We start from the raw sequence: 25,217 nt of genomic DNA on the forward strand, positions 1-25,217 counted from the left end.
GAGAAATAGATTAGGCAAAAGTCAGGTGACTTGTTAGACTTATGCCGATTTTTATTTAGTTTGATGTGATTATGCCGATTCGTCAATTTCAAGCACAACGTATGCAAGCGCCTCGTGATTTTACCCCAATTGAAAATACACCGATTTGTGTTGAAATTGGTGCTGGCAAGGGTAAACATGCTTTGCTCTTTAGCGGGCAACAGCCGCAGCATACGTTATATGCAATTGAACGAACCCGAGAAAAATTCTTGGCAATGCAAAAACAGCATGGTTTGGAACCAAGAGATAATTTGGTACCTGTACATGCAGATGCTTTACCTTGGGTTGTACACGCTCTACACCCTGCTCAAGTTGAACATTTATTTATTCTCTATCCAAATCCAGAACCACATAATCCGGCACAGCGTTGGTTGAATATGCCATTTTTTGAGTTCTTAATCTCACGCCTGCAAACAGGTGGAACCATTACATTGGCAAGTAATATTCCTGAATATATTGAAGAAGCAGAACAGCAGTTAATTCATGTGTGGAAGCTGCCTTATCAAAAAGAAAAAATTGCCCAAACCTCTGCACGTACTCATTTTGAAATTAAGTATTTGGAACGTGGAGAGCTTTGTCAGCAACTCATTATGACCAAGCCAGAAGGCTACAGCACACGTTTTGATGAGTTTGCACCGCTGCAAGGGCAAACACATGGCGAATAAGCGGGTTGCTATTATTGGGGCAGGCCCAGCAGGTCTTATGGCTGCTGAAGTATTAAGCCAATATGCTTATGATATTGATGTGTATGAGCAAAAGCCATCTGCTGCGCGTAAGTTTCTTATGGCGGGTAAAACAGGGTTAAATATCTCACACGCTGAACCATTAGCACAGTTTATTGAGCGTTACGACCGTTCAGAATGGCTAAAACCTTGGATTGAAAAGTGGGATGCCGTCTGGATTCAAGACTGGATGAAAAGTCTTGGAATTGAGTCTTATGTGGGAAGCTCTGGTCGTATTTTTCCTGTCGAAATGAAAGCTGCACCTCTATTACGTGCTTGGCTAAAACGCTTGGCAGAGCAGCAAGTTAAATTCTTTTATCGTCATCATTGTCTTGATTTGCAAGGTACAACAGTGACTTTGCAAAATCAGAATAATCAAAACACTGAAACTTTTACCCAGCAATATAATGCTGTGGTATTGGCATGTGGGGCTATGTCATGGTCACAATTAGGTAGTGACGGTGCATGGCAGCAATGGATTCATCAATCTAGTATTGAGCCTTTCCAGCCAAGCAATGCAGGGGTGTTGCATGTTTGGTCTACTTTTATGGAAAGTTGTTTTGGTGAGCCCTTAAAACGCGTCCATGCATGGGTCGATCCTAGCCAAATTACACATGGTGATATTGTGATTACTCACTATGGTTTAGAAGGTGGGGTTATTTATAAACTCGGACGTGCCTTACGAGAACAGCAAAAACAAGGGAAAAGCTTAAATCTATTTTTAGATTTATTGCCTGATGTAGAGTTGTCACAGTTAGTTAAAAAATTACAGGGTGGTAAGAAACAATCTCTGACCAATATCTGGCGTAAAGCAGGATTAGATACAGCCAAAATTAACTTAATCAGAGAAGTGGTTGATAAAGCGCTATGGAGCCAACCAGACGCTATGGCTCAGCAAATCAAAGCGCTTCAAATCAAGTTGGATGGCTTTAGACCCATTGAAGAAGCGATTAGTTGTGCAGGAGGCATTAAGCAAGAAGCACTGTCCGAAAGTTTAAATCTCAAAGAAATATCAGGGGTGTTTTGCTGCGGTGAAATGCTAGATTGGGATGCACCTACAGGTGGTTATTTGCTTACAGCATGCTTTGCCACAGGGCGAGCCGCGGGAGAGGGTGTGCGTTCATTCTTGGAGCGATAAGTGCTTCATTTGGCGCTATGTTTGATAGGTGAAAAGTGTTATTTTTGAGCGATCAATAATAGTCGGAGTTGCGATCACATGTCTCAAGCATCACCAGTCTATCAGGGAAGTTGTTTATGCCAAGGTATTCGCTATGAAATTAAAGGCGATATCGGAGATATTATTCAATGTCACTGCCAACGATGCCGAAAAGCCAATGGCACAGCATTTGCCACGAATGCTCCTATTAAAAGTGCAGATTTTAAAATTACACAAGGCGAAGAATTAGTCAAAAAATTTGCTGTGGAAGGTGTGTATCGTTGGTTCTGTAGTGAATGTGGTTCACCTTTGATTAGCTCGCGTGATGGACAGCCTGAACTATATCGTTTAAGAATTGGTACTCTGGATACACTATTAGATCAAAAACCGACATTACATCTTTTTGCTGCTTCAAAAGCAGAGTGGGACTGTATTCTGGATGATTTGCCGCAGTATGCTGAACGTCCATGATTTAAAAAAGTATATTTCAATCAACTTTTAGATGGACTAATATAATCAAAATAGGGAGATGGCATTCTTCCCTTGCAAAACCGCCGTATTGGCTAATGATGCCTACGTTACCCTCATGTATTTATATCGCTGGGTACGTAGGTTATTGCGTACTTTGCTTATTTTTGGAGTACGCCATGTCACATTTACCTTCATGCTTTTTTACTCTTTTAGCGTCTATCTAAAGGGGTGGTCCTATGTATTATTCTCTACTTTCAATTGCTTTAGGTTCCGTTCTAGGGGCGTGGTTACGTTGGTTTCTAGGCTTAAAACTTAATCCGATCTATCCTCAAATTCCACTGGGTACTGTCACCGTTAATTTAGTAGGTGGGTTTATTATTGGTTTTGCGATTGCCTACTTTGCCCATAGTGATTTAAGTCCAAACTATAAACTTTTTGTGATTACTGGTTTTTGTGGTGCTTTAACCACCTTTTCAACGTTCTCAATTGAGATCGTCACGTTGTTGCAAAGTGGTAAATTGGGAATGGCGATGTTGGGGATTTCTATTCATTTAATTGGGTCATTAATTTTTACGTGTTTGGGGTTAGCGACTTATTATTGGGTAGCTGGAAACTGAGTATTTGTTTCAGTTAAATGTTTACTGTGGAGTCTTTTCAATAAGGTTTTATGTCTGGATTAGCCTTCGGCTCGACCTACTTTTGTTTTGGCAAAAGTAGGCAAAACCATTTTCATCAACAGAACCTGTTATCTGTTTACAATTATCAAATATTTCGCAAAAACATTATATGGCTGATTTGAGTCAGGCTGTTGATGACTTCCCGAGTATCGAATATAAGAGATTAATCAAATAGTTTAATTAATAATTAGTCATTTGCTATCGTGACAGACGGCATGGAGGCCGTCGTTTCGCTGTGCTACATGGATGTAGCATCAGCGAGACAAAGGGTTTTGTCACTTTTGCCCTCAAAAGTGAGGCATTGCCTATTAATAGGCTTTAGAAAATCTCATAATTTGAGGCTGTGCTAAAAAAAATGATTAAGCTTTTTCAGCTAAAGCCTGACCTTCAAACTTCACACCATCCCAACCATTTTGCATAAATTGACGGATATTTTGGTGATCAGTTCCCTCTGGTGTAGCCAATACAGATGCATAGTGTTCTGCAAATAAACTTAAAGTTTGTGCTTGGTCTAAATCTTGTAATTTGGCAAAAGAGAAAACTTTTGCACTGCCTTGATTTTCAGTAGCAGCGTTATGCTGTGCACCATTTTGAAAAGCTGTTGGAGTATGTTGGTAGCGTGCTTCAATATGAGCTAAAACGTCTGAAAATTTTGCTGTGCCTGCTTGTAATTGGGCAAGTAACTCTTGTGCCATTATCTTAAACTTCCTATCAAATGAGGGTTTAAGCATAGCATCGAATAGAAGCTTTGAAAGCTTGGCGAATACAAAAAAATGATGAGTTGTAGAAAAATAAGAATAGTTTTTACATAAGTTGTGGATAAGTTCTCTTTTATACACAACATAAAAAGATCGAAAAAACGGACATAAAAAAAGAAGCCTAAGTGGAGGAGATAGTCTTAGGCTTCCAATGATTTAAGTGTATTGATCAAACCTTAACGTAAGATTAACTCTTACGATTAAAGCGAGCGAAACGTTTATTAAAGCTTGCAACACGGCCTTCGTTACTTGCTTGACGTACTTCACCTGTGTAGAAAGGGTGTGATGCACTTGAGATATCAAGGGTGACATAAGGATAGACTTGACCTTGATATTCTTTAGTTTGTTTCGTCTGGAGAGTACTGCCAATTAAGAAGTACACATCTGCATTGGTATCATGAAATAACACTTGTTGATAAGCAGGATGAATATCTTTACGCATGAGAGATTGTCCTAAATTATTTTTGATTAAAGAAATGTTATAACATAACAATTAAAAAGTCAATGTACCCCCTAAAGGTCACACTGACTTAAAATTTAATTAGCTAGATGGCGGGACCAGTTCTTCAAATAAATCACTGAGATTGTCATGTACTTTTAAGTGAATCAGGTTCCAGTAGTGTCCTGAAATGGTTCTATTGACCATCAGCGTATCTGGTGAAGGTTTAAAGACATCCCAATATTTCAAAGATTTTTTCACAAGTAACATGCCATCATGATGTGATGAGTTCTCGGCAAAATCATAAGTGGTATTAAGCGGGCGTAATAACACTTCAATCCATAGCTTATACAGATCACTTGGGAACTTGCCTTTTTCAGTAAGGGAGTGTAGTTCGAGTAGCTCTGTTTCAATCAGATCAATATTTTCATGGCGAGCTGCATTCACTAAACGCTTGAAGTGCTGAACGATTTCATTTGAAAGTGTTTTAACACTGCCATAGTCATAAATAATTACACTACCATCTTGGCGGAAAGCGAAATTTCCAGGGTGAGGGTCACAGTGAAAACGTTTTAAAAAGAACATTTCCTGACCTAAAGCACGTATTAGGCGGTTTCCAATTGTATTTCGAATTTCGAGCGGCCAAGAACTTGCAGTTTCAATACTGTCACCTTGTTCGAGGCTTAGGGTCAAAATACGTCTAGAAGAGTAATCTTTATAAACAGTTGGAATGATAATTTTGTCATCTAACTGGCTATGGAATGTTTTAAAGACCTCAAGATTTTGAGCTTCAATTTCATAATTGAGCTCTGCTGAAAGGCTATCCTGAATTTCTGCAAAAAGCTGATCCTGCAACTTTTTATCAATTTTAAGTACACCCATTAAGCGAAGGGCTAAACGTACTTGTTTTAAGTCACTTTCACAGGCTTCATCAACACCCGGATATTGCACTTTAACCACGACTTGTTCGCCACTAGGCAGAGTAGCTTTGTGAACTTGCCCAATCGATGCAGCAGCAAAAGGTTCACTATCAAAAGATTTAAAAGCTACATTAAGCGGTTTTCCAAGCTCTCGTTCAATTTGCTGTTGAATCGCGGCAAAAGGCATGGCTGGGGCTTGGCGTTGTAACTTTGAAATTGCTTTAGCGACTTCGGGTGGGAAGATATCTTTATATTGCGAAGCAATTTGCCCGACTTTCATGACGGCACCTTTCATTTCTCCTAAGGTGTCGGCAATTTGCAAACCAATATCCTGAAATAATTTGGTTTTTGAAGCCAGCTTTTGCTCTTCATCTGCGGTCAAGTTTCGAATCGAGTTAGAAACGGTTTTCGTTGCAATGCTCGCGGTCATTCCTGCAAGTTTCATAAAACGTTTGCCTGGTGAACTTGCATTCTTTGCCATATCTTCGATACCTCATTGACTACAACATAATATTGCCTAGTTTTGATCATAGGTGACAAAGCTTAAAAAGCCTATACGAAATTGTTTATCTCATGTAAGAAAATTTTCGAAAAACAAAATGTTATTTTTATAGTAAAAAATATGAAAAGCTTGTGAAAATCCATTTCATAAACAAAGCTTTAATATCTATAAAGTCTCTATTTTTTTAGTGCTAATGTGAATGACAGGTTAAATAAATATAGAGATAACAAAAGCGATGACAAGTTTAAATTCGGCCCATGGACGATCTCAAGCGGTTCCTTTATCTGTATTTGAGCAGTCGAAAGATGCGCATATTATTCGCTCCGATGAAGAGGCAATTGAGGTTGCAAAACAACTTGCCCAAGAGTTTGCACAAGAGGCATCAGAGCGAGACAGAGAGCGCCGTTTACCCTTAAATGAAATTCAACAGTTCTCACAAAGTGGCTTATGGGCCATTACAGTTCCTAAGCAGTTTGGCGGTGCACAAGTCAAATATCGAACCTTGGCTGAGGTCATCAAAACAATTGCGAGTGTTGATCCATCCCTTGCGCAGCTTCCTCAAAATCATTTGGCTTTTGTTGAACATTTACGTCTTGATGCGGGCCCAGAACAACAACAGTTCTTCTTTAATTTAGTGTTGAGAGGAATCCGTTTTGGAAATGCCTTTTCGGAAAAACACAGCAAAACGGTTGCTGACCTCACTACAACATTACGAAAGACTGAGTATGGTTATGAAATTAATGGCAAGAAATTCTTTGCAACTGGTGCCTTACTAGCACATTGGATTCCGATTGTCGCGGTGAATGAACAAGGGCAGCCTTATGCAGCACTAGTCCCTCGGGAAACGTCAGGGGTGAATATTATTAATGACTGGTCTGGTTTTGGGCAAAGAACTACGGCCAGTGGCACTGTTGAACTTAATCAGGTTCCAGTACGTGAAGAGTATTTAGTTCCGATTTATCAGGCTTTCGAGCGACCAACACCAGCGGGAGCAATTTCACAGTTTATTCAAGCTGCTGTCGATGCCGGTATTGCACGTGGTGCAATTGAAGAAACAATTCACTATGTCAAAAATCATAGCCGCGCATGGGTCGACTCAGGTTTGGAAAAAGCCAGTGATGATCCTTACACGATTGCAAACATTGGCGATTTAAAAATAAAACTGCGTGCAGCAGAAGCCGTATTGGATTTGGCAGGAGATGCGATTGATCAGGCAATTGCAGACACGACTGAAGAACATGTAAACCAAGCCACCTTACTGGTTGCCGAAGCAAAAGTACTCACCACAGAAGTTGCAATTTTAGCTGCCAATAAGCTTTTTGAATTGTCGGGAACGCGTTCCACTTTATCTGAGCTTAATCTGGATCGCCATTGGCGTAATGCACGTACCCATACCTTACATGATCCGGTGCGCTGGAAATATCACATTGTCGGTAATTATTACCTCAATGGCGTCCATCCGCCCCGTCATGCATGGAGTTAAATTGAAGAAAAAATAAGATTAGGAGAATAAAGATGACGATTACCCAAATTGAATTAGAAGAACTGTCCGTAGGCGCTGATTATGAAAAGGTAGCAAGCAGATTTCGTCCAGTTTTTGAAAAAATTGCACAAGGCGCAATTCAACGAGAAAAAGAACGAATCTTACCTTTTGAACCGATTCAGTGGTTAAAAGAACTGAAATTAGGTGCGGTACGTGTACCTGTTAAATATGGTGGAGATGGGGTGTCATTACCGCAACTTTTCCAGCTTTTAGCAGAGTTAGCACAAGCAGACTCGAATATTGTACAAGCTTTGCGTGGACACTTCGCTTTTGTTGAAGACCGTTTAGTTGCCCATAAAGAGCATTCGCAGGAAGTTTGGTTTCAGCGTTTTGTACAAGGTGATTTGGTCGGGAACGCATGGACCGAAGTTGGAAATGTACAGATAGGTGGCGTCGTTACACGAGTAACCAAAGATGCTTCGGGCAACTTAGTGGTGAATGGTGAAAAGTATTATTCAACTGGAAGTATCTTTGCAGACTGGATAGACCTATTTGCTTATGATGAAGTGAATGACCGCCATGTAATTGCTGCTATTTATCGCCATGAAACAGGGGTAAGTGTGATTGATGATTGGGATGGTTTTGGTCAAAAGACAACGGGTAGTGGCACCTTAAAAGTACATCAGGTTCATTTGCCAGCCTCGCACCTCATTCCATTTGACCAACGTTTTAAATATCAAACCGCTTTTTATCAGGTCGTACACCTTGCAACCTTAACTGGGATTGCACAGGCAGCTGTAGAAACTTTTAGCCAAGAAATTCGTGAGCGAAAACGTATTTTTAGTCATGGTAATGGTGATCTGGTTCGACATGATCCACAAGTTTTACAAGTGGTGGGTAAAGCTTCTGCTCAAGCCTACGCAAGTCAGGCAATTACCTTAAAAACGGCGGAGGCATTACAAAAGGCTTATGAAAGTCACTTTAGTGAGTTAGAGGTGAAAGAACATCAGTTTAATGTAGATGCTGAGCTTGAGTCCGCACAAGGGCAGGTGGTGATTTCTAACTTGGTACTGGATTTAACCAGCCAGTTATTTAATGCTTTAGGCGCATCGGCAAGTAGTCAGGTCAAACAACTCGACCGTTTCTGGCGTAATGCGCGAACAGTGTCTTCACATAATCCACTTATCTATAAAGAAAAAGTGATTGGTGATTGGGAAGTGAACCGTACTGATTTGCCTTTTGTCTGGCAAATTGGAGCAAGCCCACGGGCAAAGTCAGCGTAGTGAAAAAGAGCCGATATTTTATCGGCTCTTTTTATTAGGTTTGGCTTAAGCGTTTGGTGTTGATGTACAACCGCGAAAGTAATAAGACACAGGCAATGCTTAAACCAATAATTAAGCCTAGCCACACACCAGCTACTCCCCAATGGGTATAGCGAGCTAAATAAAGACCGATTGGAAAAGCAATCACCCAATAAGCCATTAAAGTAATCCACATCGGCGCTTGAGTATCTTGCATACCTCTTAAACAGCCTGCGGCACTTACTTGTAACGCATCCATCAACTGATATGCCATTGCAAACCAGAGTAAATACATCGCAACAGGAGCTACGGTTAAGTCTTGAGTATAAATCGAGATAATTTGTTCACGGCCTAGAGCAATAAAAGTCATGGTTAATATGGCAAAAAATATTGCTGTGCTGAGACCAATCTTTTGTACCTGATACATTGCAGCCCAGTTCTTTTCACCATAATAAGTACCGACACGGATGGTTAAGGCAATGGCTAGTGAAAGCGGAATCATAAACAGCACAGAGGTAACGGAAATTGCGACTTGGTGTGCAGCAATAAACACTTCACCCAGTGGGCTAAGGACCAATGCACCTGTACTAAAAATACTAATCTCAAAGAAAACAGCTAAACCGATTGGTAGACCAAGCTGTAAAATTCTTTTAACCAAAGCCATATTAATTTTATCAAATCGGCTAAAAATAGACGTGTTTCGATAAGCTGAGGCTTTATAAATATAGCCAGCTAAAGTAATCAGCATGAGCCACTGTAAAATGGATGTTGCGAAACCACAGCCCGCGCTACCCAAAGCAGGTATTGGTCCTAATCCATGCATAAAAATCATGTTAAGAGGGATCAATACAACTAAAGCTAACATGCTAATAGCTGTGACAGGGCGTGGATGGCCTAATGCTTCTGAATAGCCACGTAGCGCTGCGTACATGGTCACAGCTGGCATACCCAAACCAATTGCATGCAAGAATAGACTTGCTTTAGGTCGTAAACTCTCTGGTACACCGAATACATGCAAGAAAAACGGCATAAGCTGCAAAATGAGCATTGCCAGTACACCTAAAATGACGGCAACCCACAATGACTGACGAACAACGACAGGGATCTGCTCTGTATTTCTTGCGCCTTTTGCTTCAGCTACCAAGGGTGTAGTTGCAATCATAATGCCGCTGAACAGGAGCATGATTGGAACCCATAAACCGACCCCTACAGCAATTGCTGCTAAATCGGTTGCAGATAAATGCCCAGCCATAATAGTGTCAATTAACCCAAAGCCTGCTTGAGCAAACTGGGTAATTAAAATCGGTAGCATTAAGTGGAAGAGTTGTTTTAGTTCAGACCGAAAAGATGTGACATTCGACACAAAAGGTACTCTTTATAAATATAAAAATGAAGCTAACGCTGCAAAGTGAGTACCACACCGACAAAGATGATGACTCCACCAAGAAACCGTTGCCATGTAACAGGTGTCTTTTCTGTGCCCAACCAACCAAAATGATCAAGTAACATAGAAATAACTATTTGCCCAAAAATGACTAAACCTGAAAAGGTTAAAAAACCAAGTTTAGGTGCAGTATAAATGCTCATGCTAATTGCATAAACCCCAAGAAATCCTCCTGTCCATAGAATCCATGGAATATTTGATATTTCATTTAAAGTTGGCTTTTCAGCACTTTGGAAGAAAACCATGATTGCTAAAACAATAGTCCCTACAAGAAAGGATAAGAGGGCTGCTTGTAAGGGGGTGTGTAATTGTTCTCTCAATTGTGCATTGATGGCAGTTTGAAAAGCCATGGCAATACCGATTCCCAGAGCTAAGGGTAAAAATAGGAAAAATTGGCTAGAAAATTTCATCATTTTTATCAGTATCTAAGAATGTTTAAATTTAGTCTAAAGCAATTAAGGTATGTTTTCATAAGCCCATTGATGCAGTCATGTTAAAATAGAAATATTGTGTAAATTGGGCTTGCTCCTTGGCTGTATTAAATCCTGCTTCTATCCCTTTGTCTTTATATATCCACATGCCTTGGTGCGTGCGTAAATGTCCATATTGTGACTTCAACTCGCATGCCGTACCCGATGGTGCACTTTCTTCAGAACTCGAGCAAACCTATTTAAAAGCGTTGGTAGCTGACTTTGAAACTCAACTAGAGATGGCACAAGGGCGTTCGATTCACAGTGTATTTATTGGTGGTGGAACACCTTCACTGATTTCGGCACAGGGTTATGTGTGGCTATTTGCAGAGCTTAAGTCATTGCTTAAGTTTGAAGATGGCTGTGAAATTACTTTAGAGGCAAATCCAGGAACGGTAGAGCATGACCCATTTGCAGGGTATTTAGAGGCAGGCATTAACCGTTTGTCTATTGGTGTCCAGAGCTTTGATACTGATCATTTGCAAAAGCTTGGACGTATTCATTCTGCAAATAATGCAATTGAAGCGATTCAACAAGCAAAGCAAGCTGGCTTTAAGCGAGTTAATGTCGACTTAATGCATGGTTTGCCTGAGCAAACGCTAGAACAGGCGCTTTACGATCTACAGTTAGCTGTAGAAAGTGGCGCAACACATATTAGTTGGTATCAACTCACCATTGAACCGAATACCGTTTTCTTCCGTACTCAACCCGTTTTACCGCAAGATGAAATGCTTGAAGACATTCAAGAGCAGGGTGAGGCATATCTTAAGGCAAATGGTTTTATAAACTATGAAGTTTCGGCATGGCGTAAAGAGCTGCCTTCAACACACAACTTAAATTATTGGGAATTTGGTGATTATCTTGCGATTGGCGCAGGTGCACATGGCAAAGTTACACGACCAGATGGAGTGTATCGTTTCCAAAAGACGCGTTTGCCGAAAGACTATTTAGCCAAGGTTCCAGCTGAACATTTGCAAATGAAAAAGATTGAGGCAGAAGAGCTACCATTCGAGTTTATGATGAATGCTTTGCGTTTAAATGATGGTGTCAAAGCTGAGTTATATGAACAGCGTACAGGTTTAAGTTTGGAAAGTTTAAATGATGTGCTAACGTCGCTACGAGCTAGAAAACTACTGGTAGATGATGTTTCCCGTTTAGCCTGTACAGAGCAAGGCCATATTTTCTTAAACTCAGTGCTAGAAGAATTTTTATAATGAAGCAAAGTAAAAGCCGCATCATCAGATGCGGCTTTTTTGATTTTAGCGAGTGGTATAACCACCATTTGCAAAAATAGTTTGACCAGTAATCCACCAACCATCGGTCACCAAAAAGCGAACTAATGGCTCAATATCTTCAATTTTGGTAAGACCACCTAAAGCTGAAGCCGATTTATGGTAAGCGACTGCTTCGGCAGATTCCTGACCATAAAAGAACGGTGTATCCATAGGTCCAGGCGCAACAGCAGTCACAGAAATCTGACGGTCTCCAAATTCTTTTGATGCAGCGCGGGTGTAATGCTCAACAGGCGCTTTTAAGCCTTCATAGGTTGAGTACAGCCCAGTGTAAGCTGCAAGAAGCGAAGTAACGATTGAGCAGATTTTTCCGCCGTCATTTAAATGCCGACCAGCCGATTGAATAAAGAAATAGGCAATTTTTGAGTTGATATCGCTCATAATATCAAACTCTTGTTCTGTGGTTTCCAAGAAGGATTTTTTCAAAACCTTACCAACCGTATTAATAGCAATATCAATTCCACCAAAATGCTGTTTAGTGTCTAAGAAGAGCTTTTCGATATTATCAATATGCGTTAAGTCTGCCTGAATTAAAACGGCATCTACGCCTAAAGCTGTTACATCTGCGAGCGTCTGCTCTGCATCTGCCTGAGTTTCCGAACTATTGTAGTGAATTGCAATTTTTGCACCTTGTTCTGCAAATTTACGGCTAATGAGTCCGCCTAAGTTTTTTGCACCGCCTGTAATCAGTACAACTTTATCTTTAAGAGTATGAGTTGCCATGATGATTGTTCCTATGATGACTTGTTCTAATGTATTTTTAGTCTAGATTGGCGGTAATTTTTGATCAATTATGCTAGCTTGGTTTAACTATTCAGAAAATACGAACAATTAAATGGATCGATTGCAGCAGTTTTTTATTTTTACAGAAGTTGCTAAACGACAAAGCTTTAGTGAAGTAGCAAATCAGCTCGATTTACCTCGCTCGACAGTGACCAGTGCAATTCAACAACTTGAAACTCACTATGGTGTTCGGTTATTTCATAGAACCACCCGTAAAGTAAGTCTTACGCAAGATGGGCAAAGAATATTACCCGAATGTCAAAATCTATTATTTGATTATGAGCAATTAGAACAACTTATACAGACACAAAAGCAGCATTACCGTGGCGCACTAAAAGTTTCAATGCCCAGCCGAATCCTGCATCAAGTGATTATTCCAGAACTTCCCGATTTTTATAGCCGCTATCCAGATATCCATTTACAACTAAATAGCTCTGATGACATCACTGACTTGATCGAGAAAGGGATTGATTGTGTTGTTCGGGTGGGGCAGCTAGAGAATAGTAGTTTGATCGCGAAGTTCGTTGGCAACTTGATTATGGTGAACTGTGCAAGTCCCCATTATTTAGAACAATACGGTATTCCTGAACAATTAGAAGATCTATCTCAGCACAAACTCATTAACTACGCAGGAGCGGTAGGGGAAAAACAGGGCGTATTTTTATATCAAGATGGAACTGTGATGGTCGATAGTGCTTTAAGTGTAAATAATACAGAAGCCTATGTTGCAGCGGCTTATGCTGGCTTGGGGATTATTCAACTTCCATACTATGATGTTCAGGACAAAATTGAGCAAGGAACCCTGATTGAAGTGCTAAGTGCACACACTGCTCAATCTTTGCCTCTCAATATTTTGTATCCGAACCGAAGTTATATTCCTAAACGTTTAGAAATCTTTATGAACTGGGTTAAAGACGTCTTATATAAGAAATGCATCGTCATCTTTTAGTCATGAAATTAAAATAAGATAACAATAAAAAAAGCCTCTCGCAGTGAGAGGCTTTTTAGAATTTGGTGGGTCGTCCGCGATTCGAACGCGGGACCAACGGATTAAAAGTCCGCTGCTCTACCAGCTGAGCTAACGACCCAAATAGGTTCAAAACAGATAAGTGGTGGGTCGTCCGCGATTCGAACGCGGGACCAACGGATTAAAAGTCCGCTGCTCTACCAGCTGAGCTAACGACCCTGAACAAACATTCAAACACTGTTTGAATGTGAAGTGCAAGATAACTAAAAGTTTTCTAACACCACCTTTGTTTTGATGTCGCGTATTTTAGCAAGTTATTCAACTAACACAAGAGGTAATTCAAAAACATTTGCATGATTGCTTATAAAAAGCACGATTTCCTCTTGTTTAGCTAAAAAATGAACTAAAAACGGTATTTATATGCCTGAATGTTGTCAAAAATTTCAGTTGTGACATCACAATAACTGTTCGCACCAGGTAATAAAGCGAGTAAACGTTCAGAAGTTTTGCCTGGATTAAACGAATCTTCCTTCAATTTATTCTTTTGATATTTAAAAGTACCTGTTGTTTCAACTTTAGCCTGCACACGTAAAAACACGGGTACTGCGTAAGCCGGTAGGCATTTTTTAAATATCGTCACCATTTCTGTTAAATCAGACTCATTTAACTCGGCCCCATCAGCAAGTGTGATTGCTGCCATACCAGCACGACCATTGGTATTTGGAATTTCTACACCATAGACCACTGCTTCAGCGATCTTGTCGTATTCACAAACCATGTTCTCAACTTCAGTCGTAGATACATTTTCGCCTTTCCAGCGGAAAGTATCCCCTAAACGGTCAACAAACTGGGCATGACGGAAACCAATATTACGAACAAGGTCACCTGTGTTGAAATATGAATCACCTTTTTTAAAGACATCTTTCATAATCACAGATTTATTCTTTTCTGGGTCTGTATAGCCGTCAAAAGGCGAGCGACTGGTAATTTTACCAACCAGCAAACCGATTTCACCTGCTTTAACTTTTTTACACCAACCATTTTTATCGCGTACAGGTTCATTTTTCTCTTTATCAAACTCAATAATCGCGTATGGCGTAGGGGAGAAGCCCACTGTGTTGTCAAAGTTAAAAATATTACTAAACCCGACATTGCCTTCACTTGATGCATAAAGCTCAAGAACTTCTTGGACACCAAAACGTTGTTTGAACTTATCCCAGATGTTTGGACGCATGCCATTACCGATCATTTTGGTTACGCGGTGAGCACGGTCAATTTCTGTAGTAGGAGCATCCATTAAGTAGCGGCAAAGCTCTCCTACATATCCAATTGCAGAGGCATTAAATTTCTGAACATCTTTCCAGAACGCACTGGTTGAATATTTACGTCGAATTGCAAGGGTAGAACTTCCCGCAATCACCCCACACCAGCAAACTACCACACCTGTTGCATGGTAAAGCGGTAAGGTTACATACATCACATCATCTGGACCAAGGTTTAAAATGTGACCATAAGTACCATATGCGAGCGTCCAGCGACTGTGCTTGAAAATAACAGCCTTTGGTAAGCCTGTAGTGCCTGAGGTATAAATATAAAACAGGCCATCATTTCCATGAACAGATTGCGTAGTCGATGGGTTAAATTTTGGAAATTGATCAATTTCTATTGCAAGATTGGCATAACCTTGAGGTGCTGTTCCTGCATCTTGACGTGTAGCCTGATCTGCAAACCAATGGAAACGGTCTTTAGGAACATTCAGGTCCTGACGAATTTCGTCAATTACCGCTCGAACTTCTTCACCTGCAATGACGGCAATTGGTTTGACAAGATTGATACTATGAGCGAGGACTTTACCGACTTGAGAGGTATTAACAAGCGCAATAGTTACCCCAATTTTAGCTAAGCCTACAATCGTGGCAATAAGTTCAGAACGGTTCTCAACCATTACGGCAATCACGTCACCTTTACGTGCGCCGAGAGAGAGATAGTAATGAGAAATCTGGTTAGCCCATTCGTTTAAAGCTTCATATGAGTAACTTTGATCTTCAAATAATAATGCAATACCTTGCGGATTTCGCTTAACAGCTTTTTCAAAAGCTACACCTAATCCCGTTGGTGTATTTGCTGTTCTTAAGTAAGCCTGTTTAAGACCATTCAGGATATGGGGTACTTTGGGGATGAAGCTAGGAAGTCTTGTTGCAACATCACCAAGCGTAATGATATCGGTCTGTGTTGTCTGGCTCATATCAATCCTATTTATTTTTCGATCAATCCAAAAAAGGTTGCGTTGGCAAAAGTACAGTATTTTTCATGGTTCACCATGCTTTTAAAACTTTTCTTCTAGTGCAATCAACCTAATTGGTTAAAAATAACAAAAAAAACCTAGTCATCGAAATGACTAGGTTTGTTTAAATTAGCTGCAATTGAGCAAATGATTTACTCAGCTACAGGATTTGCTTTCTTTGGTGGACGACCACGAGGACGACGAGGAGGGCGATTTGGTTTGTCCAGATCAGCCTTAGAATCTTCTGATTCAGCCTCTGCATTAGCTTCTACTGGTGCTACAGCTTGTTCAGTGGCTGCTTTGGCTTTTGCTCTCGGTTGTTTCACAGCCGGAGCTTCAATCACCGTTGTCGCTGGTGCTTCTTCTGCGTTTGTTTCACTTTGCACTACTTCAGTCACCTGATCAAGCTCAAGCGGTTGTTGTTTTGACTCAACAGGTGCTTGCGTTTCAGCAACAGGAGCAACAACAGTTTCTTCAACAACTGGAGCTACAGCAGCAGCTTCTTCTGGTGCAGAGTGTTGTTGTTTAACTTGCTCAAAAGCTTGTTCAGCAGCAAGTTTTGCTAAACGACGACGTTCACGTGGATCATTAGCAACACGTGGTGTCGACTCTTTTTGTGGCGTCAATGCAAGTACAGGCGCAGGCTCTGCTTCTTGTGATGGTTTGTTGCTTGGAAGCTCTGCATCACGAGTAACAGGCTTTTTGTCTTCAGCATCAGACGCGACTTCTGTTACTAGAGTACTTGCGTACTGTTCTGCAAATTTTAGCAATGCACGATTAAACGTTGGAACTAAACCAAACTGTTCAATCAATACTGTGCAGTCTTCACCATAAACATGACGAATCAAGCTACCAATTGTGTATTGCGCCAAAGTTGGAATTTGCGATGGGGCAATAGACGGTACCGCAGCTTTAGCACGTTTTGCGTTGCGTTGTTCACGGCGACGCATACGAGGATCATTACTCGCACGTTGAATTTGCGGTTGATTTTTGTTGTGTGCTGGAGGAGGAGGAGTTTCTTCTGCTTCAGCAGTTACCGTCTCTTCTACAACAGCAACAGGTGCTGGAGCCGACTCTTGAACGACTTCAACAACAGGTGCTGTTTCAGTACGTTTAACAGGCTGCTCAGGAGTTAAAGCGATAATTTCGCTTTGTGCCTGATCAACATTGATCACTAAGGCTGTATTCATGACTTCATGCTTTGGAGCATCAATCAAATCAACCTTAATTTGTTTCTCATCAACAACTACTGGTGCCGGCGCATTTTGATTTTCATTTAATACGCTTGGATCGCGGTGGCGATTTGGACGGTTTGGACGTTGTTGATTATTACGGTCACGACGCGGCACGGCATTTTCAGTTTGTTGTCCATCATTTTGATGTTGTGGATGTGGCTGATCAGGGTGCGGACGTTTTTGTTGACGTTTTAACTCACGTTGTTCTTGACGTGATAACTGTACAACTTCTTCATGAACCTGTTGTGGTTGTTGCTGCTGTTGTTGTGGCTCTTGAGTATGGTGATGTTGCTCACGTTGCTCTTTGTGCTTACGTTTTTTGTTGTTTGGACGTTGTTGTACTTTCTCGTCTTTTTCAACATTCTCTCGAACTTCCTGTTTAGCAGGAGATTGCGAAATATAAGCATTGTTAGATGGCGCCGAAACAACCTCAGCAACTGCTGGTACTACGACTTGTCCAAACTGGCCACGGCTTACAGCGCCAGTATTCACCATTTGTTCAATTGACGCAGCAGCGTTCTGTGCCGAACGAGATTGGTCAACAGTTTTAGCTTGTTTTTGAACAAAAAGGTTCTCTAACCATGCACAAGGGCTCGCTGCTTTTTGAGTGCTTGGTTGAGCAGCAGAAGGTTGGGCTGGTTGATTTACTTTCTTTTGACCGGCTGTGTTGTTTGCAGCAGGAGCTGCATGAGTATGGCCATGATCTGCTTCTTCTAAATGCCATTCAGAAGATTCATAACCTAACTCTTTCTCACTTGAACGAGTTGCTTCAGTACGTTCATAGCTAGATGGTGCAAATCCATCTGGATTGTACTGAATTTCATAATGAGGTGTTTCTAAGTGTGGGTGAGGTAAAATAGTCACACGAACACTAGAAGTTTGTTCTAAATAAACAAGGCTATGGCGTTTTTCATTGAGTAAGAACGCTGCAATTTCAACAGGAACTTCTACTTGTACTTCACCATGACGTTCACGAAGTGCAATTTCTTCTACTTTACGCATAATTGAAAGCGAAAGTGAGCGTAAGTCACGGACCATACCTGTGCCATGACAGCGTGGGCAAACATATCCAGTTGCTTCTTCAAGTGATGGACGTAAGCGTTGACGGCTCATTTCCATTAAGCCAAAACGAGATAATTGGCCAAACTGGATGCGCGCACGGTCGCTTTGTGTTGCTTCACGAAGTTTTGCTTCAACCATGCGTTGGTTGCGTTCTTTAGTCATGTCAATAAAGTCGATCACAACTAAACCGCCAATGTCACGAAGACGAAGTTGGCGAGCAATTTCTTCTGCTGCTTCTAGGTTTGTATTAAGCGCAGTTTCTTCAACGTCATGTCCACGAGTCGATTTCGCAGAGTTAATGTCGATTGAAACTAAAGCTTCGGTCTGGTCAATTACGATTGAACCACCAGAAGGAAGTTTTACTTCACGCTCGTAAGCAGTTTGAATTTGGCTTTCAATACCAAAATGAGCAAACAATGGCTCGTTTAAAGTATAAGTTTTAAGTTTGTCTAATTGACGAGGCATTACTGCTTTAACAAAGTTATAAGCTTCGTTATAGGCTTGTTCGCTATCAATTAAAATTTCTGCAACGTCATCACGTAAGTAATCGCGGATAGCACGAGTTACTACACCAGCTTCTTGGTGAACAAGCATTGGAGACGGACCAGAACTTGCTGTGCCTTGGATTTGTGCCCAAAGGTCAAGCAAATGCTGTAAATCTAACTGTAATTCTTCTTGAGTACGGCCAATACCTGCGGTACGCACAATAACACTCATGCCGCGAGGTAAATTTAAAGAAGCTAAAATTTCTTTTAATTCTTCACGTACAGAACCTGAAATTTGACGGCTAATACCACCGCCTTTCGGGTTGTTTGGCATAAGAACCAAATAACGTCCTGCAAGTGAAATGAATGTAGAAAGGGCTGCGCCTTTGTTACCACGTTCTTCTTTTTCAACCTGAACAAGTAATTCAGTACCTTCAGTGATGAGTTCACGAATGTTTGAAGTTTGTCGCGGGTCTGCTTGGAAATAGCTGTTCGCAATTTCACGCATAGACAAGAAGCCTTGACGGCCTGCGCCATATTCAACAAACACAGCTTCTAAAGAAGGTTCTACGCGGGTTACATGGCCTTTATAGATATTGGATTTTTTCTGTTCTCGGGTACGATTTTCTAAATCAAAATCGTAAAGACGATTACCAGTGATAAGTGCAACGCGGACTTCTTCTGCGTGAGTTGCATTAATCAACATACGTTTCATGGGTGTGACACCTAATAGTGACCCACACAAACATATCGCACAAATTTAAAGGTTCTGAACGAACATCGAACATGACGGATCATTTCCCAGATCTCAAAATATTTGTGGTCTGAGTCATCTGTTACCGGCTACATTTAGCCTGAACTTCGATTCTCGTCTGTGATGTAGGCAATACTGCTTCAACCTTTAAATCGGACTTCCTTAGTGCTTCACTGGCGGGTGAGCGGTACATTGGTTAATGACTTTCACTGTCATTGAGCGCGAAGTGACTTCTTTTTAGAAGTTTGATACGGAATGTTCATCGTATCGGTGCTTTCGGCAGTTCCAATGCATCAACGCTTTAGCCTGAAGGCAACATTAAGGAGCGATTTGTCTGATGTGTATCAGTTTACGTTCCATAACCAACTAGAGTTGGTAACATATTTTTTTGAACAAACTGAATTAAACGCAACAGTTTGTCATTTTGCCGATATAATAAGCCTTCGGCGTCGGCATAATTCTTTAGGACCTATCCGAGCTGATGGTGAAAGCATCATTTTGATTGAGGTTTCAATCAGGGAAATTCCCTATTAGATGTTCACTTACGGCGGTATCCGTGCGCTGACTATATCAAACCTTGCAGCATCTGCCTATGGGCTAAGCTTAGATTTCTTGTGAAAAAACTAAGCTAAACGGTCATTTATTAATCAAATTTAGCAAAATTTCAGGTTTAAATATTAGTATGAATTCTACACAGCAATGGCAAAGTGTCACTTGGTTTGAGGTGGATGAACATCAAGCAGGACAGCGAATTGATAATTTCCTGTTCTCGCGTTTAAAAGGTGTACCTAAAAGTCGTATTTATCGTTTGATTCGTGAAAGTCAGGTTCGAGTAAATAAAAAACGTGTTAAAGCTGAGACTAAACTTGAGATTGGCGATCAGATTCGTGTTGCTCCAATTCGTTATGAACAAAAAGATGAAACAACCGCTCCTGTTAGTGACAATGTAGCACAAAGCTTATTAAGCCGTATCGTCTATGAAGATGAAGGCCTATTAGTTGTTAATAAGCCGTCAGGTATTGCTGTCCATGGTGGCAGTGGTATGGCATATGGTTTGATTGAGGCATTACGCGCAGCGACTGGCAAAAAATATTTAGAACTTATTCATCGTATTGACCGTGATACTTCAGGTCTGGTCATGATTAGTAAAAAACGTAGCACTTTAAAACTACTACAAGATATGTTGCGTGAGCATAAAATTCGTAAGACCTATGCTGCGATTGTTAAAGGTCAAGTGAGCCTAGATAAACAACTGATTGATGCGCCTTTATTGCGATATGAGTTGGCAAATGGTGAGCGTCGTGTACGTGTGACTAAAGATGGTAAACCAAGTAAAACCGAATGGGTTGTAGCAGAGCGCTTTAAAAATGCAACATTAATCCATGCATCACCTTTGTCAGGCCGTACTCATCAGATCCGTGTGCATGGTTTAAGCATTGGCCACCCGTTGATTGGCGATGATAAATATGGGCACACTACAGCGTACACTGGCCCTGAAGCACGTCGTCTATGCTTACATGCGATGCGTTTAGATATTCCGGGTTATCCACCGATTGAAGCACCGTTACCAGAAGATATGACCCAGTTATTAAAGGCTTTGAGAGTGGCAAAATGAGTCTAAAAACCGAATTAGTTATTTTTGACTGGGATGGAACTTTATATAACTCTGTTGGGCAAATCGTTGCTAGCTTGCAGCATGCGGCAGAGCAGCATGAATTACCTTTAACAGATGAAGCAGCAAAAAGTATTATTGGTTTAGGCTTGCCTGAAGTCATGCAAACCTTATTCCCAGAAGCACCTGAGTTACATGATTCAATTTTAAAAGCGTATGGTGATCACTATATTGCGAACTCTACAAATGACGCATGGTTCGATGGTATCGCAGAGCTCTTACATGATTTAAAAGCTCAAGGTTTAAAACTTGCAGTCGCCACGGGTAAAAACCGTCGTGGGTTAGATCGTGTAATCGCAAAAACACAAAGTACTCATCTTTTTGATGTGACTCGAGCAGCCAATGAAACCCGATCGAAGCCAGATCCACTCATGTTGCAAGAAATATTAACAGTCACTGGGGTGAGTGTTGAGCGTGCTGTAATGATTGGTGATAGTAGCTATGACCTTGAGATGGCTCAGCGGTTAGACATGCCACGAATTGGTGTTGGTTATGGAGTTCATTCGATTGAAGTGCTGCAACAATTCCAGCCTTTAACGATTGCCAAGGATGTTCAGGAACTTCATAACTTTTTAAAAGGTTATGCTCAGTTACCTACAATAGATCTGGCTTAATTTAGAATAATACAAAAAGGGGGAATTGATTCCCCCTGAACTAAAGTTAAATAAAACAATAAGAAGAGAGATATGAGTCGTTCTATTCGCCTATTAAATCTTTTACAACAACTCCGTGAAGCCCGTTACCCAGTCACTGCGCAAGTTCTCGCTGAGCGTATGGGAATTAGTGTGCGAAGTATCTATCGGGATATTGATAGCTTACGTGAGCAGGGCGTAGAAATTGAGGCATCGGCAGGTATCGGTTTTCAGCTTAAAGAAGATATTGTATTACCACCAATGACGCTCAATGAAAATGAAGTTGAAGCTATTTTTTTGGCATTGTATTGGTTGAAGAGTGTGCCAGATCAATCATTACAATCGGCATCTACATCAGTATTAGCTAAATTGAATTCTGTTTTACCTGAACATCGGCAATATTTATTACAGCAAACGACTTTAAGAGCGTTTAATACATGGCTGCCTGTAGATGAAAATCGAGTCGAACAGGTGCGTTTAGCCATTCGGCAGCAAGTCAAAATCTCGATGCATTATCATGATGAGCAGCAACGAAGTAGTGTTCGAACCTTATGGCCTTTTGCCTTGGGATATTTTAATGACAAAATTGTATTGGCTGCATGGTGTGAACTCAGGCAGGATTTTCGACATTTTCGACTCGATCGTATTCAACAGCTAAGTTTAAGCCAAGAATTATACCCCTCATTTAAGCAACAACTATTTCAGCAGTGGTGGGCACAAGAATCGCAGACTACTGACAAAAATTGACAAAGAGGTTTTGTAGACTAGGATCCACGATAAACAAGGAGCCATAAAAATGAGCCTTAAACTTTATACTAACAAAGAGTCGCGTGGTGTTGTGATCGACTGGCTTTTAGCTGAATTAGGTGTTGAGTGTGAACGTATTGAAGTTGCATACAAGACCGAAATGAAATCACCAGAATATTTAAAAATTAACCCTTTTGGAAAAGTGCCCGTATTGGTGGATGGCGATGTCGTGATTTATGAGCTAGGCGCGATCTGTGCTTATCTGGCTGATAAATTTTTCGACAAGGGGTTGGCTCCGGCATTAGATGATCCTAAACGTGGTTTGTACTATCGCTGGTTATTTGTGATGGCAGGTCCATGGGAAGCTGCAGGCGTTGATAAAGCCCTCGGAATAGAGGTATCACCTGAGCAAAAAATGTTTGTTGGCTATGGTGATTATAACGATGCTTATCAAGCTTTAGTGCAAGGCTTGAGTGAAGCAAATCCGTATGTATGTGGTGAACAATTTACCGCGGCAGATGTAAGTGTTGGAGCAATGCTCTTATGGCAATTAAAAATGGGGGCGATTGAATCCCATCCTGCCATTACTCGTTATCTTGAGACCATCAAACAACGCGAAGGCTTAAAGCAAAGCAGTATGGGTACATTGGTGTAAACCTATACCATTAAGAGTCACCCATTTGGGTGACTTTTTTATTTTCGAAATAAAAGTTTTAGTTGGTAAGAAAGCCAGCAGCAACGTTAATACAAATCGCTAAAATTGTGGTGTTAAAACCAAATGACAACACGGCGTGAAATAGGTTTAAAAGCCGCATATGTTTTGTGGTAATTGAAACATCAGCAGTTTGAGCAGAGGTACCAATAATATAGCTAAAGTATAAAAAATCAGGGTAAGTAGGATGTTCTGTTCCAGGGAAATCTAAACCGCCATTTTCTTCATTTCTAGACAAAGCCATATAGAAATCATGTGCGTAATGTAGGGCAAAAACGCTATGCATAAACAGCCATGCAGAAACAATTGTTAGTAAAGCTAAAGCTACATGCCCTAGCTTTGCAGAACTCTCAGAAGGAAGCTGTGAGAGTTGGATTAGAATAGCAACTAAACACATGCCTAAGGCCAATAAAACAATCAGCATAATGACCCATTTGCTTTCATCTTGTTTTTTTGCTTGCTGTTGCATTTTTGAATGATCGCAACTTTTCATAAGTTGCAAAATATATAATAGATATACGCTAACAGAAGCATTCCAACTAACTAATAAAATAGTTGACCATTTCCATGAAGTTAACCATGTCAGAATACTTGCTGTAATAAGTCCCATGAATAAAGCAATAAAGAAGTGAGGGCGGTTTAGTACACTACGTCCAAGATGTTGAAATACTGCAACCATTTTTCCTAATCTCCTTTTACCACATGGTAAATATATTATTTTTTATTAAATGGTGAAAATAATATACAGTTTTATATGGATTTTATTCCAAGATTTTCAATTATATTTAAGAGGTATCTATTTTTACTGAGTAGGTAAAATAGAACAAAACCATGGGCTAAAATGTTTATAAAAAGTATAAAATAAATAAAAATAATATTTACTTATACTTTTTATAAAGGTGTTCTTATTAATCATCTACTTAAAAATAAAATATAGCTTTTCTGATTAAGTGTGAGTTAAGTTTTTATCCAGATGAAATACTTTCGTGAGTTGGTCAATGAATTTTTGGACGCCTAAAGACTGTGAGTTTTTACGGTAATTTACGAATAAATCCAGTGTTGGTAACTCGATATCAAGCGGGCGGACTACCGTATTTTTGATTCCTAAAGGTGCCACGTAGGCAGGTAAAATAGTACAACCTAATCCAGAACCAAGAGAGTTAATATTAAACAACATGCTATCTGCTTTTTGAACAATATTGAGGTCAATATTGTGAGTTTTGGCAAAGTCTAGAATAGTGTTATGTAATGTTTGTGACTGCTCGGCAGCAGGAATAATAAAATCAACGCCTTGTAAGGCATGGACAGGAATTCGGTCATATTGAGTAAGTGGATGATTTTTAGGAAGTAAAAAAATCAAGGGTTCAGTCAAAACAAATTGGCTTTGGATATCATCACTATCTGTATTTTCTCGGGTAAAGGTAATGTCCAACTCACCCTTTTTTAAGGCTTTAAGCTGTTCAGTATTGTTTAGGTTAGATAGTTCAATGATGAGATCGGGGTGTTGTAATCGCAGATTAGGAAGAACGTAAGGGAAAATTTTCATTTCTGCAATGGGGACAAAACCGATACGCAACAGTTGCTGTTTAGCCTTAGAAACCTGTCTTGCCAGAGCAACTGCTTTTTCAGCTTGAGCAAGGGTGAGGCGAGCATGTTCTAAAAATACTACGCCTTCTTCGGTTAACTCAACTTTACGTTTAGTGCGATTTAAAAGTCGTACACCAACATCTTCTTCTAAATCTTTAATCTGTTGGCTAAGGGAGGGTTGTGCGGTAAAAAGTTTAAGAGCGGCTTTACTAAAATTTAATTCTTCAGCAACGGTAATGAAATATCGGAGGTGGCGTAGTTCCATAAGACTAATCCAAAAAATGTCTTACTATGATTTATGTGAAGTATAAAGCATAAAGGGATATAGCGTGAAGATACTTTAGGTATTTATAAAATAAATGGAATTTAAATTTTCATTAAGTATTTAATATGGGAAGCTGGATTTTAATAATTCATAAAATATATTAATTATTAGAAATTAAATACATTATTTTACTTAATCAAAGAAATATTTAAATGTTTTAAATATTAATATGAGTAATTCTCATATTATGCAAAAATGAAGAGGAATAAATTAATATTATAAAATATGAATTCTGTCAGAATGAATCAGCTTTAAGTGTTACTAAATATTTTGTTCTATAAATTGTCAAAACATTTTA

General features: G+C 40.1%; 22 protein-coding genes, 2 tRNA genes and 1 riboswitch. Of the genes, 12 read left to right on the plus strand and 12 right to left on the minus strand.

Translation table 11 applies throughout. The features are described from left to right. Positions 1-65: 65 nt before the first annotated feature. The 4 genes from HL290_RS10745 to crcB all read left to right on the plus strand — a co-directional run bounded on the left by HL290_RS10745 (position 66) and on the right by crcB (position 3,005). Positions 66-704 (plus strand): SAM-dependent methyltransferase, encoded by a 639-nt coding sequence (locus HL290_RS10745; RefSeq protein ID WP_198496464.1) that lies wholly within the window; start codon positions 66-68, stop codon positions 702-704. After that, on the plus strand, positions 694-1,899 hold the full coding sequence (locus HL290_RS10750; protein WP_198496465.1) for a TIGR03862 family flavoprotein: 1,206 nt from the start codon (positions 694-696) through the stop codon (positions 1,897-1,899). The genes HL290_RS10745 and HL290_RS10750 overlap by 11 nt, the downstream gene beginning before the upstream one ends. Positions 1,900-1,977: 78 nt before the next feature. Next, positions 1,978-2,388: a GFA family protein gene (locus HL290_RS10755; RefSeq protein WP_198496466.1), complete on the plus strand. Its 411-nt coding sequence runs from the start codon at positions 1,978-1,980 to the stop codon at positions 2,386-2,388. A gap of 45 nt (positions 2,389-2,433) precedes the next feature. After that, positions 2,434-2,500: riboswitch (Fluoride riboswitch) on the plus strand. 124 nt (positions 2,501-2,624) lie between these two features. Beyond that, positions 2,625-3,005 carry a fluoride efflux transporter CrcB gene (gene crcB / locus HL290_RS10760; RefSeq protein ID WP_003654670.1) on the plus strand — a complete coding sequence of 127 codons (381 nt, stop codon included), beginning with the start codon at positions 2,625-2,627 and terminating at the stop codon, positions 3,003-3,005. A gap of 419 nt (positions 3,006-3,424) precedes the next feature. On the opposite strand, the gene HL290_RS10765 is transcribed toward crcB, so the two are convergent. From HL290_RS10765 to HL290_RS10775, 3 genes are all read right to left on the minus strand, one after another. Continuing rightward, positions 3,425-3,760 (minus strand): HopJ type III effector protein, encoded by a 336-nt coding sequence (locus tag HL290_RS10765; protein WP_198496467.1) that lies wholly within the window; start codon positions 3,758-3,760, stop codon positions 3,425-3,427. Positions 3,761-4,010: 250 nt separating this feature from the next. Beyond that, the gene (locus HL290_RS10770; protein WP_003654672.1) at positions 4,011-4,265 is read right to left on the minus strand and encodes a type B 50S ribosomal protein L31; all 255 of its coding nucleotides are present in this window, start codon (positions 4,263-4,265) and stop codon (positions 4,011-4,013) included. A gap of 99 nt (positions 4,266-4,364) precedes the next feature. Continuing rightward, positions 4,365-5,663 carry an ABC1 kinase family protein gene (locus HL290_RS10775; protein WP_005045018.1) on the minus strand — a complete coding sequence of 433 codons (1,299 nt, stop codon included), beginning with the start codon at positions 5,661-5,663 and terminating at the stop codon, positions 4,365-4,367. A gap of 256 nt (positions 5,664-5,919) precedes the next feature. Here HL290_RS10775 and HL290_RS10780 point away from each other — a divergent pair, with 256 nt between their 5' ends. Together HL290_RS10780 and HL290_RS10785 are read left to right on the plus strand one after the other, a co-directional pair. Then, a complete protein-coding gene (locus tag HL290_RS10780) occupies positions 5,920-7,167 on the plus strand; it encodes an SfnB family sulfur acquisition oxidoreductase (RefSeq protein ID WP_198496468.1) in 1,248 nt (415 codons plus the stop codon). Positions 7,168-7,199: 32 nt separating this feature from the next. After that, on the plus strand, positions 7,200-8,450 hold the full coding sequence (locus HL290_RS10785; protein WP_198496469.1) for an acyl-CoA dehydrogenase family protein: 1,251 nt from the start codon (positions 7,200-7,202) through the stop codon (positions 8,448-8,450). A 34-nt stretch (positions 8,451-8,484) separates the two neighbouring features. Here the strand turns inward: HL290_RS10785 and abeM are convergent, their stop codons facing one another. Together abeM and HL290_RS10795 are read right to left on the minus strand one after the other, a co-directional pair. Next, a complete protein-coding gene (gene abeM / locus HL290_RS10790) occupies positions 8,485-9,831 on the minus strand; it encodes a multidrug efflux MATE transporter AbeM (RefSeq protein ID WP_198496470.1) in 1,347 nt (448 codons plus the stop codon). A 32-nt stretch (positions 9,832-9,863) separates the two neighbouring features. Continuing rightward, positions 9,864-10,325 (minus strand): DMT family transporter, encoded by a 462-nt coding sequence (locus tag HL290_RS10795; protein WP_198496471.1) that lies wholly within the window; start codon positions 10,323-10,325, stop codon positions 9,864-9,866. Between the two features lie 116 nt (positions 10,326-10,441). Here HL290_RS10795 and hemW point away from each other — a divergent pair, with 116 nt between their 5' ends. Next, complete coding sequence (gene hemW, locus HL290_RS10800) at positions 10,442-11,596, plus strand: radical SAM family heme chaperone HemW (RefSeq protein WP_198496472.1); 1,155 nt, start codon at positions 10,442-10,444, stop codon at positions 11,594-11,596. 45 nt (positions 11,597-11,641) lie between these two features. On the opposite strand, the gene HL290_RS10805 is transcribed toward hemW, so the two are convergent. Then, positions 11,642-12,397, minus strand: coding sequence for an SDR family oxidoreductase (locus HL290_RS10805; RefSeq protein ID WP_198496473.1), 756 nt, complete (start codon positions 12,395-12,397; stop codon positions 11,642-11,644). A 112-nt stretch (positions 12,398-12,509) separates the two neighbouring features. Between HL290_RS10805 and HL290_RS10810 the strand changes: the two genes are divergently transcribed. Then, positions 12,510-13,406, plus strand: a complete 897-nt coding sequence (locus HL290_RS10810; protein ID WP_198496474.1) for a LysR family transcriptional regulator — start codon at positions 12,510-12,512, stop codon at positions 13,404-13,406. A gap of 63 nt (positions 13,407-13,469) precedes the next feature. Here HL290_RS10810 and HL290_RS10815 read toward each other — a convergent pair. The 4 genes from HL290_RS10815 to HL290_RS10830 form a co-directional block, all read right to left on the minus strand. Next, a tRNA-Lys gene (locus HL290_RS10815) sits at positions 13,470-13,545 on the minus strand. A 22-nt stretch (positions 13,546-13,567) separates the two neighbouring features. Continuing rightward, a tRNA-Lys gene (locus tag HL290_RS10820) sits at positions 13,568-13,643 on the minus strand. A gap of 184 nt (positions 13,644-13,827) precedes the next feature. After that, positions 13,828-15,669, minus strand: coding sequence for a long-chain-acyl-CoA synthetase (locus HL290_RS10825; protein ID WP_198079076.1), 1,842 nt, complete (start codon positions 15,667-15,669; stop codon positions 13,828-13,830). A 191-nt stretch (positions 15,670-15,860) separates the two neighbouring features. Then, entirely contained in the window at positions 15,861-19,205 is a 3,345-nt protein-coding gene (locus tag HL290_RS10830) for an Rne/Rng family ribonuclease (protein WP_198496475.1), read from the minus strand. 721 nt (positions 19,206-19,926) lie between these two features. Here HL290_RS10830 and HL290_RS10835 point away from each other — a divergent pair. The 4 genes from HL290_RS10835 to HL290_RS10850 all read left to right on the plus strand — a co-directional run bounded on the left by HL290_RS10835 (position 19,927) and on the right by HL290_RS10850 (position 22,950). Further along, positions 19,927-20,859: an RluA family pseudouridine synthase gene (locus tag HL290_RS10835; RefSeq protein ID WP_003654686.1), complete on the plus strand. Its 933-nt coding sequence runs from the start codon at positions 19,927-19,929 to the stop codon at positions 20,857-20,859. After that, positions 20,856-21,530 carry an HAD-IA family hydrolase gene (locus HL290_RS10840; protein WP_198496476.1) on the plus strand — a complete coding sequence of 225 codons (675 nt, stop codon included), beginning with the start codon at positions 20,856-20,858 and terminating at the stop codon, positions 21,528-21,530. Before HL290_RS10835 ends, HL290_RS10840 begins: the two co-directional genes overlap by 4 nt. Before the next feature lie 72 nt (positions 21,531-21,602). Beyond that, a complete protein-coding gene (locus HL290_RS10845) occupies positions 21,603-22,295 on the plus strand; it encodes a helix-turn-helix transcriptional regulator (protein ID WP_003654689.1) in 693 nt (230 codons plus the stop codon). A 49-nt stretch (positions 22,296-22,344) separates the two neighbouring features. Beyond that, complete coding sequence (locus HL290_RS10850; protein ID WP_198496477.1) at positions 22,345-22,950, plus strand: glutathione S-transferase family protein; 606 nt, start codon at positions 22,345-22,347, stop codon at positions 22,948-22,950. 58 nt (positions 22,951-23,008) lie between these two features. Here the strand turns inward: HL290_RS10850 and HL290_RS10855 are convergent, their stop codons facing one another. Then, entirely contained in the window at positions 23,009-23,686 is a 678-nt protein-coding gene (locus HL290_RS10855) for a DUF1345 domain-containing protein (RefSeq protein ID WP_151743540.1), read from the minus strand. Between the two features lie 267 nt (positions 23,687-23,953). Further along, a complete protein-coding gene (hcaR, locus tag HL290_RS10860; protein ID WP_003654692.1) occupies positions 23,954-24,859 on the minus strand; it encodes a DNA-binding transcriptional regulator HcaR in 906 nt (301 codons plus the stop codon). Between the last annotated feature and the right edge of the window lie 358 nt (positions 24,860-25,217).

This window comes from Acinetobacter sp. AC1-2, from assembly GCF_016124155.1.
GTDB lineage: Bacteria > Pseudomonadota > Gammaproteobacteria > Pseudomonadales > Moraxellaceae > Acinetobacter > Acinetobacter calcoaceticus.

What these genes read in the sequence shown, in the direction of transcription:
- HL290_RS10845 (WP_003654689.1), top strand. Translation starts at nt 21,603, where the DNA reads ATGAGTCGTTCTATTCGCCTATTAAATCTTTTACAACAACTCCGTGAA.
- HL290_RS10810 (WP_198496474.1), top strand. Translation starts at nt 12,510, where the DNA reads ATGGATCGATTGCAGCAGTTTTTTATTTTTACAGAAGTTGCTAAACGA.
- HL290_RS10785 (WP_198496469.1), top strand. Translation starts at nt 7,200, where the DNA reads ATGACGATTACCCAAATTGAATTAGAAGAACTGTCCGTAGGCGCTGAT.
- crcB (WP_003654670.1), top strand. Translation starts at nt 2,625, where the DNA reads ATGTATTATTCTCTACTTTCAATTGCTTTAGGTTCCGTTCTAGGGGCG.
- HL290_RS10795 (WP_198496471.1), bottom strand. Translation starts at nt 10,325, where the DNA reads ATGATGAAATTTTCTAGCCAATTTTTCCTATTTTTACCCTTAGCTCTG.
- HL290_RS10840 (WP_198496476.1), top strand. Translation starts at nt 20,856, where the DNA reads ATGAGTCTAAAAACCGAATTAGTTATTTTTGACTGGGATGGAACTTTA.
- HL290_RS10775 (WP_005045018.1), bottom strand. Translation starts at nt 5,663, where the DNA reads ATGGCAAAGAATGCAAGTTCACCAGGCAAACGTTTTATGAAACTTGCA.
- HL290_RS10755 (WP_198496466.1), top strand. Translation starts at nt 1,978, where the DNA reads ATGTCTCAAGCATCACCAGTCTATCAGGGAAGTTGTTTATGCCAAGGT.
- HL290_RS10835 (WP_003654686.1), top strand. Translation starts at nt 19,927, where the DNA reads ATGAATTCTACACAGCAATGGCAAAGTGTCACTTGGTTTGAGGTGGAT.
- HL290_RS10780 (WP_198496468.1), top strand. Translation starts at nt 5,920, where the DNA reads ATGACAAGTTTAAATTCGGCCCATGGACGATCTCAAGCGGTTCCTTTA.
- HL290_RS10855 (WP_151743540.1), bottom strand. Translation starts at nt 23,686, where the DNA reads ATGGTTGCAGTATTTCAACATCTTGGACGTAGTGTACTAAACCGCCCT.
- HL290_RS10770 (WP_003654672.1), bottom strand. Translation starts at nt 4,265, where the DNA reads ATGCGTAAAGATATTCATCCTGCTTATCAACAAGTGTTATTTCATGAT.
- HL290_RS10805 (WP_198496473.1), bottom strand. Translation starts at nt 12,397, where the DNA reads ATGGCAACTCATACTCTTAAAGATAAAGTTGTACTGATTACAGGCGGT.
- HL290_RS10750 (WP_198496465.1), top strand. Translation starts at nt 694, where the DNA reads ATGGCGAATAAGCGGGTTGCTATTATTGGGGCAGGCCCAGCAGGTCTT.
- HL290_RS10850 (WP_198496477.1), top strand. Translation starts at nt 22,345, where the DNA reads ATGAGCCTTAAACTTTATACTAACAAAGAGTCGCGTGGTGTTGTGATC.
- HL290_RS10765 (WP_198496467.1), bottom strand. Translation starts at nt 3,760, where the DNA reads ATGGCACAAGAGTTACTTGCCCAATTACAAGCAGGCACAGCAAAATTT.
- HL290_RS10825 (WP_198079076.1), bottom strand. Translation starts at nt 15,669, where the DNA reads ATGAGCCAGACAACACAGACCGATATCATTACGCTTGGTGATGTTGCA.
- hcaR (WP_003654692.1), bottom strand. Translation starts at nt 24,859, where the DNA reads ATGGAACTACGCCACCTCCGATATTTCATTACCGTTGCTGAAGAATTA.
- HL290_RS10830 (WP_198496475.1), bottom strand. Translation starts at nt 19,205, where the DNA reads ATGAAACGTATGTTGATTAATGCAACTCACGCAGAAGAAGTCCGCGTT.